Genomic DNA, 8,006 nt, shown 5'->3' with positions numbered 1-8,006 from the left:
AATCGGTGATCGCAACGTCACCACCGTGCCATGGCCGCTCGCCCCTCAGAGCAAGCGCCGTTCTCTCTCCAAAACTTTTTGCAGAACCTTCAGCACACTATCCTGATTTCCATAATGACGCTACACGTGTCGGCCCTTGATACCTGCGTGAGGGGAGCTGTGCAAAGACCGGTTCTCGGGGCGCCTCAAGCTATGTCCTTCAACGTGTCCAGCGGCCCTTTCAGAGCCGACCTGGGTTGGATCAACTCCGGCGCAATCAGGAAAATCTGCGGTGCCGCCCGGGGGTTGATCGATCAGCTCGAACTGCAATCAAACAGATTGGCGCGACCGCAAGAACGCCTCCTCAACAGTGGGTCTTGCGATATAGCGGTCTACAACTCGAACCCCGAACACGTTCGCCAATTGTTGACGTATCCGAGAAGACCCTGAGGCATAGCGAGGATTGCTATAGCTCACCTGTCGTGGCATCATGAGTTATAGAAAGGTGCTCTATAACTCATGGTATGGAATTGGGAGCAGGCTGACTGGCCGCATTTTACCTACGATAAGAAGGTATTGGAACCGCTGGAAAGCGAGTTCCTGTTGCGATCGGGCGAGTTCCTGGGCGTCTTTCGTCATGTGGGTGCCAACGATCGCGACCAGATCCGCATCGACCTTATCAGCGAAGAGGCCTTGAAGACATCCGCGATTGAAGGGGAATACCTCAACCGCGAGAGTCTGCAATCATCCTTACGCCAGCAACTTGGCCTGGGAAGCGAGATCAGGCACATTCCGCCGGCCGAGCGCGGCATCGCTGAAATGATGGCCGATGTTTACTTGCATTTCGCCGATACACTCTCGCACCGCACCCTCTACGCTTGGCACAAGATGGCGATGTCGGGTGAGCGGGGTATCGGGACCATCGGCAGCTACCGCCAGCATGCCGATGCTATGCAAATCGTTTCCAATCGGCTGGATAAGCCCAAAGTGCATTTCGAAGCGCCGCCGTCGGCCCGGGTGAAGACCGAAATGGACGCCTTCGCGGCTTGGTTCAACGTAACCGCGCCCAAAGGCAAGATACCGATTCCGGCGTTGACGCGTGCCGGAATCGCGCACCTTTATTTCGAGAGCATTCACCCGTTCGAGGATGGCAACGGGCGCATAGGGCGTGCCCTCTGCGAAAAGGCGTTGGCGCAAAGCCTGGGTGAGCCCAGTCTCATCGCTTTGGCGTACACGATTGAACGCCACCGCAAGGCCTACTACGACAATCTCGAGGCCAGCAACAAGAGCAACGCGATTACGGATTGGCTGCTCTACTTCGCTAAAACGATCCTTGAGGCGCAGCGCGTAACGCTTGCCCGTGTCGAATTCTCCGTCGCCAAGGCCAAGTTTTACGAACGCTACCACGGTCACTTCAACGAGCGACAGGAAAAGGCCATCACCCGGATGTTCCGCGAAGGTATAGATGGTTTCAAGGGCGGTCTCAGCGCCGAGAATTACATCGCCATCACTCAGGCATCTCGCGCGTCAGCGACAAGAGATTTGCAGGACCTCGTTGCCAAGGGTGCACTGATTAGAACTGGCGAACGACGATACACACGTTACGCATTGAACACTCTTGCTGGCCGAGCGTAAACCACAACAGGGACAGAAGAAGCGGGCTGTCGAAGAGCCTGCCTGCCTGGACCGTCAGCACCCAGTAGAAGCCGAACAGCGGGCGAAGCTGATGTTCGACCACCAGCGCGTGGATGAAGGGCAGAAATCGGTTTGATTTGTTCGTCGATGTGACGTACATTGTCTGCGAAACATAGACCACGACAGGAGTGATCCCAATGCCGCGCAAACAGCCCCAGATCGAACGAGAGACGCCCAACCGCGTCGAACGCCTCGGATTCCGGTTGGATGAAGAGACTAAGGATCTTATCGAGCGGGCAGCGCATCTGTCACGACGCAAAGTCAGCGACTTCTGCGTCACTGCGCTCACTGACACCGCGCGCCGCACGATCGCCGAGCATGAGACGTTGGTGCTGTCCGATCGCGACCGCGCGGCATTCTTCGACGCGCTGGTCAATCCGCCAGAGCCGAGTGAGCGGCTGGTCCGCGCCTTGGCCGAGCACAAGCGCCGGGTCGCGTCCTGAGCATGGCGGCGTCTCGGTCAGATTTGAAGATCGAGGCGCTCGCGTCGCATCACGACCGGGACGGCTTTGCCTGCGGCGTCGACAGACTCGACCGTTATCTCCGGACGCAGGCAAGCCAAGATGTGCGGCGCAAGGCGAATGGGGTCTTCATTCTAGTGGAGCCTGATAAACCGGATGTGGCGCTGGGCTATTATACGCTTTGCGCAACCAGCCTTGCACAGGGCGACGTGCCGGCCGCCGCGCGCAAGCACATCCCGCGCTATCCGCTGGTCAGCGCCACGCTGATCGGACGGCTGGCGGTCTCGGAAGCCCGTCAGGGCGAACGCCTGGGTGCGATGCTTCTCGCCGACGCCGTGCGGCGCGCCTATGCGAGCGCGGCCACAGTCGGTTCCTCGATGCTGGTGGTGGATGCCATCAGCGAGCGCGCCGCTGCCTTCTATGAGGGAAACGGCTTCGTGCGGCTGCCGGACTCCCTCCGGCTCGTCCTACCGATGCACGCAATCCAGCAACTGGTGGAGCCATGATCGACGCAGCACCTACATCGCCTAACGCGGAGCCTTCGCCGTCGGACCGCGACGGGTTCGGCCACCCTGTGCTTTGCCGAAGCCCTCAGAAGCATCTCGCACACCCAGTAAAAAGACCCTCTTTCGTCGTGCTACGGCGCCCTGTCAGGTGCTCTGTCGCCCGGGCAGCCGAAGCCGGGCGACAATTTCTCAAACATCGCGTCACAGCATGCCCTGTTGCCTCTTCGACAAAACAGAACCGAAAGAAGGGAGAACTTTGTGTGCAGCGAGTGTGCACGTCGCCCTCTAAACACTGGTTCCTATCCTGATGCCGAATCTATCACTTGATACCTCAGAGTACCCTGAATGATCCAAACGAAATTCGGCAGCGGCATGGTCGGCCTTCAAAGTCCCTTAGCCGGGAAGTTGGTACGGATAGTCGGAATCTTGCAACACCCGTTTCCGAACTGGATTTTGAAGCCGTAAATGAGCGGCTATGATGAACGTGCCGAATGCAAGCAAGGTCGCGGAGGCCTCGAACAGTCGGCTTTAAAGGAGACTACGTCGATGACGAACGTGCGCGCCCTTGTCCTTGAACGCCAGCACGAACTCAAGCTGCGGGACTTCGATCTGCCACAGACCGTCGGCGCGGGCGAAGTTCGCATCAAGATCCATACGGTGGGCATCTGCGGCTCGGACGTGCACTACTACACGCATGGCCGCATCGGCCCGTTCGTGGTCGAAGCGCCGATGGTCTTGGGCCATGAAGCCGCCGGCACCGTCGTCGAAACAGGGGAAGGCGTCGAGCATCTGAAGGTCGGCGACCGCGTCTGCATGGAGCCGGGTATCCCCGATCCCAATTCGCGGGCGAGCCGGCTCGGTCTCTACAACATCGATCCAGCGGTCAGGTTCTGGGCAACGCCGCCGATCCACGGTGTGTTGACGCCCTATGTCGTCCACCCCGCCAACTACACTTTCAAACTGCCCGACAATGTCAGCTTCGCCGAAGGCGCCATGGTGGAGCCCTTCGCCGTCGGCATGCAGGCGGCTGCCAAAGCAAAGATCGCGCCGGGCGACACGGCGGTGGTGATTGGCGCCGGGCCGATCGGGACGATGGTGGCGATCGCGGCGCTCGCCGGCGGCTGCGCCCGCGCCGTTGTTGCAGATCTCGCCCAACCCAAGCTCGACATCGCCAGCGGCTATCAAGGCGTGATCCCGGTCAACATCCGCGACAAGAACCTGGCGGCGGAGGTAAAGCTCCTGACCGATGGCTGGGGCGCCGATGTCGTTTTCGAATGCTCTGGCTCGTCCAAGGCATGGGAGAGCCTGCTCGATCTGCCGCGGCCCGGCGGCGCGGTGGTGGTGGTCGGCCTGCCGGTGGCGCCTGTGGCGCTCGACATTGCCACCGCCTCGACCAAGGAAGTCCGCATCGAGACTGTGTTCCGATATGCCCACCAATATGAGCGGGCAATCGCGCTGATGGGGTCGGGCCGGGTCGACCTAAAGCCACTCATTTCGGCGACCTTCCCCTTCGAAGATTCCATCGCCGCTTTCGACCGCGCAGTCGAAGCCCGGCCCGCGGACGTAAAGCTTCAGATCCTGTTGCCGGATTAAGGGGAGTTCCAAAAGCCCCCGGGCTGTCCTCCCGATCTCCTCGATGTTTCCCTAGCTTTCGTTGGGCGGCCAAAGTTGGCGGCGGCCCTGAGTGCTTTTGATGTTGGTCCACCGCATTTACCGGCGGCGATCCCTCCAAAAACAACTTCATACCCGGCGATGACAGGATCTACCACGAGCAAATCCCTTGAGCGCTGACGGACCCGACACTTGACAAATCGGCGGCCGTCCGACAGTTCTTAACAAAAGGCACAACAAACTTACAAAAGTTCAAGTTGGCACAATCTGGCCGATAGGGAGAAGGCCGATGCGTCTCTGTGACCGAGCGGAGATTTGCACGTGAGCAGCGCTATCCTCACGCGGCCGACTTCCAGGTGGGCCCTACCCCGGTTCATGACGGCCGAGCATCCTTTTCCCTGGCTCGCGCCGATCACGGTGATGCTTCTCGTTTTCGGCATCTATCCCCTCGCCTATTCAGTCTGGCTGTCGTTTCACAAACGCAATGTCGTTTCCCGTCAGCTTGACTTCGCCGGGCTCCACCAATGGACGCGCGCCTTCTCGGATGCGCGTATGTGGCATTCGTTGGAAACCACGCTGATCTACACCTTCGTCGCGCTTGCGGTTCAGCTTGCGCTCGGCATCCTCATTGCCCTTCTGCTTGACACCGATCGCAAAGGTTACGGGGTGCTGCGGGCGCTGATGACACTGCCGCTGGTGGTGCCGCCGGCGGTGACCGGAATGATGTTCCTGCTGATGCAGGACGGTTCTTTCGGTGTCCTGTCGTTCTACCTCTATGCCCTCGACCTGATCTCGCCGGCACAGCCGATCCTGACGCAGCCCGGAACCGCATTGGCGGCGATCCTGCTGGCAGACATATGGCAGTGGACGCCGTTCATGGTGCTCATCATCCTGGCAGGGCTCAGGGCGCTGCCGAAGGAACCTTTCGAAGCCGCCGCGATCGACGGTGCCAACGGCATCCAGACGTTCTTGCGCCTCACATTGCCGATGCTGCGCAAGGTGATAGCGGTCGCGGTGCTGATCCGCGGCGTCGATCTCTTTCGCATCTACGACTACGTCTACATCATCACCGCCGGCGGGCCTGGCACGGCCACCGAGACGCTTTCATTCTACGCTGGCCGTATCTACTTCACCGGAGACTTTCCCTATGCCGCGACCCTGTCGCTGATCGTGCTCGTCGTCTTGATCGTCGTGTCGAACCTCTTCGTCAGGCTGTTCAAGGTGAGGTTCTGATGGAGTCGTCGCGCGCCCAAACGATCGGCCGTGACGTCCTCGCCGTCCTGGTGGTGGCGATCTTTATGTTCCCGATCGCGTGGTGGGCCCTGTCGTCCATCAAACCCTATTCGGCGATCTTCGACCGCAGCGGACCGGTCTACACCGGTTTCACGCCAACGCCGGACAATTACCGTGTGACGTTGCTTGGCGTTTCGCGCGTCGACATCGGCATGGAACAGGGCGGCGAGGCGGCCGGGGTCATCAAGGGTGGCGCCAGTTCCTATGATTCCCGTCAGTCGTTGCTCGATAGCGCCATCATAGCCGTCGGATCGACGGCGCTGACGCTGCTGCTGGCAACGCTGGCCGCCTATTGCCTGTCGCGAATGCAGTTCAGCGGCCAGCAGTCCTTCCTATTCTGGATTCTCTCGCAACGCTTCATGCCGCCAATCGCGATCGTCATTCCGATCGTTTTCATGTTCCGCGATCTCGGCTTGCGCGATACTTATACGGGGCTCATCCTCGTTCACAGTTTGATTAACCTGCCGCTGGCGGTTTTGCTTTTGAAGTCGTTCTTCGACGATGTTCCGCGCGAGATTGATGAGGCGGCGCTGATTGACGGCGCGACGCGCTGGCAGACGTTTCGACGCGTCGTCCTTCCCATGGTCAAGGGCGGCATCGCTGCGACGGCCGTGCTGTGTTTCATCTTTTCGTGGACCGAGTTCCTGCTCTCACTGTTTCTGACAACGTCGATCCGCACTGTGCCGGTGAAGATCTCGACCTTTGTCACATCGACCGCGACCGAGTGGGGCTACATCACAGCGCTCGGCACATCCGCGATCATACCCAGCTTCATCTTTATCCTGCTGGTTCAACGGCATCTGGTCCGCGGCCTCACCCTCGGATCCCTGAAGGAGTGAGGCGCAGACGAGAAGAACGACGACAAAAACGCAATGGAGGAACGATCATGAGCTTCAGTGAACACGACAAGAAGACATTCGTCGCCGATACCTGCAATGACTTTACGGCGCGCCGAATAAGCAAACGCGACTTCATGAGGAAGATGGCGCTCGCTGGTGTCGGCTTTTCCGCCTTCGGATCAGCCATGCTAGGTGGTGGCCGCACCAGTCGGGGGATGCTGGGCCTCGGGGTTGAAGAAGCCCGCGCCCAGGACGCCGATATGCTGAAGTGGCTGGCCGACGTCGGCAAACCATATGCCGGCACCAAAATCCGCTACACTTCGGAAGCGACGCCGCCAACGATCGTTGCCAACCAGCTTGTCGCGGGTGAATTCACCAAGGCAACCGGCATTGAGGTGGAAGTCGAGATCGTGCCGCTGGAGCAGGTTCTCGCCAAGGCGACGCAAGACGTACAGGGCCAACTTGGCACCTACGACGTCTACTATCTCGACCAGTCCTGGATGGCGACATTTGCCCAGGATGTCGTCGATCCGCGCGAGTATTATGACCAGAACAAAGAACTGGCGATGCCCAACTTCGACTGGGACGATTTCTCCAAGCCGCTGGTCGACGGCATCGCCATGTACAACGGCAAACAGTGCGGAATTCCATTCGATATTCCGATCTTCATCCTGATGTACCGCAAGGATCTTTTCGACAAACACAACATTGCGCTGCCGACAGACCTCGACGCCTACCTCAAGGCCGTGCAGGCGCTCACGGAGGCAGAAAAAAGCAACGGCATCTTCGGCACAGCATGCCAGGCGAAGTCCGGCCATTATTCGCTGGAATGCGACTGGACCTTCGCATTGTGGGGCCATGGCGGTTCGATCTTCAACAAAGACAAGAAGTTTGTCGGCAATGACGAGCGCGGCGTGGCCGGGCTGCAATTCTATCAGGAGCTGGTCAAGAACTCGCCGCCCTCCGCGACGACTTGGACCTGGGACGGGCAGGGACAGGCACTGACACAGGGTCAGGCCGCTATGGCAATCACCTGGGGCGAAGATTTCCCCGGCTTCGACGCGAACGATTCCAAGGTCAAAGGCCTGTTCGAGGCCCTGCCCGCGCCCAAGGAGGTTCCTGGCCGTCGCGCCGCCGCCGATTGCGGCTTCAACGAAATCCCGGCCGTTGGTCACCAAGGTGGCTCGACGATTTCGCTGTCGCAATATTCCAAGAACAAGGAAGCAGCATGGCTGTTCATGCAGTGGGTCTGCTCGAAGGATGTGATGGCGCGGGTATCGACGCTCGGCGGCGGCGCCTCGCCGATGCGCAATTCCTCTTTTACAGATCCTCGGGTCAAGGCGAAGGCCGTTGTCGGCCCCGGAACGACACGCCATTTCGACGCGATCAAATACACTATCGACAATCAGATGGGATCTGAGCCGGACATGCCGATCTGGGCGGATCTGTCGAACAACGACATTCCGGTTGAGCTCGGCAAGTTGCTTACGGGCCAAGACTATGGCGGCGATGCCAAGGCATGCCTGGATGCCATTGCCGGCATTGTCGACGGCAAAGTCAAGGACGCCGGTCTTTAGCGGCTAGTCGGTGATTTGGGCGAAGGCGGCTTCGGCCGCCCTCGC

At 59.7% G+C, this 8,006-nt stretch carries 8 protein-coding genes; all 8 read left to right on the top strand.

The window, feature by feature from the left end; translation table 11 throughout:
• Positions 1–498 precede the first annotated feature (498 nt).
• The 8 genes from NKI25_RS27645 to NKI25_RS27610 all read left to right on the top strand — a co-directional run bounded on the left by NKI25_RS27645 (position 499) and on the right by NKI25_RS27610 (position 7,961).
• Positions 499–1,614 (top strand): Fic family protein, encoded by a 1,116-nt coding sequence (locus NKI25_RS27645; RefSeq protein ID WP_352623461.1) that lies wholly within the window; start codon positions 499–501, stop codon positions 1,612–1,614.
• On the top strand, positions 1,598–1,750 hold the full coding sequence (locus tag NKI25_RS27640; protein WP_352455515.1) for a hypothetical protein: 153 nt from the start codon (positions 1,598–1,600) through the stop codon (positions 1,748–1,750). The genes NKI25_RS27645 and NKI25_RS27640 overlap by 17 nt, the downstream gene beginning before the upstream one ends.
• A gap of 61 nt (positions 1,751–1,811) precedes the next feature.
• Positions 1,812–2,117: a type II toxin-antitoxin system TacA family antitoxin gene (locus NKI25_RS27635; RefSeq protein ID WP_352455514.1), complete on the top strand. Its 306-nt coding sequence runs from the start codon at positions 1,812–1,814 to the stop codon at positions 2,115–2,117.
• Between the two features lie 23 nt (positions 2,118–2,140).
• Positions 2,141–2,641, top strand: a complete 501-nt coding sequence (locus NKI25_RS27630; protein ID WP_352786525.1) for a GNAT family N-acetyltransferase — start codon at positions 2,141–2,143, stop codon at positions 2,639–2,641.
• Positions 2,642–3,187: 546 nt separating this feature from the next.
• The gene (locus NKI25_RS27625) at positions 3,188–4,234 is read left to right on the top strand and encodes an NAD(P)-dependent alcohol dehydrogenase (protein WP_352786526.1); all 1,047 of its coding nucleotides are present in this window, start codon (positions 3,188–3,190) and stop codon (positions 4,232–4,234) included.
• Positions 4,235–4,573: 339 nt separating this feature from the next.
• Positions 4,574–5,485 carry a carbohydrate ABC transporter permease gene (locus NKI25_RS27620; protein WP_292655834.1) on the top strand — a complete coding sequence of 304 codons (912 nt, stop codon included), beginning with the start codon at positions 4,574–4,576 and terminating at the stop codon, positions 5,483–5,485.
• Positions 5,485–6,384 (top strand): carbohydrate ABC transporter permease, encoded by a 900-nt coding sequence (locus NKI25_RS27615; protein ID WP_352592721.1) that lies wholly within the window; start codon positions 5,485–5,487, stop codon positions 6,382–6,384. The genes NKI25_RS27620 and NKI25_RS27615 overlap by 1 nt, the downstream gene beginning before the upstream one ends.
• 47 nt (positions 6,385–6,431) lie before the next feature.
• Positions 6,432–7,961, top strand: a complete 1,530-nt coding sequence (locus NKI25_RS27610; protein WP_352592724.1) for an ABC transporter substrate-binding protein — start codon at positions 6,432–6,434, stop codon at positions 7,959–7,961.
• Positions 7,962–8,006: the final 45 nt, after the last annotated feature.

This window comes from Mesorhizobium sp. M0808, assembly GCF_040320025.1.
Classification (GTDB): domain Bacteria; phylum Pseudomonadota; class Alphaproteobacteria; order Rhizobiales; family Rhizobiaceae; genus Mesorhizobium.
Note: the sequence above shows the minus strand (reverse complement) of the source record. Positions and strands in the feature narration are given on the sequence as shown.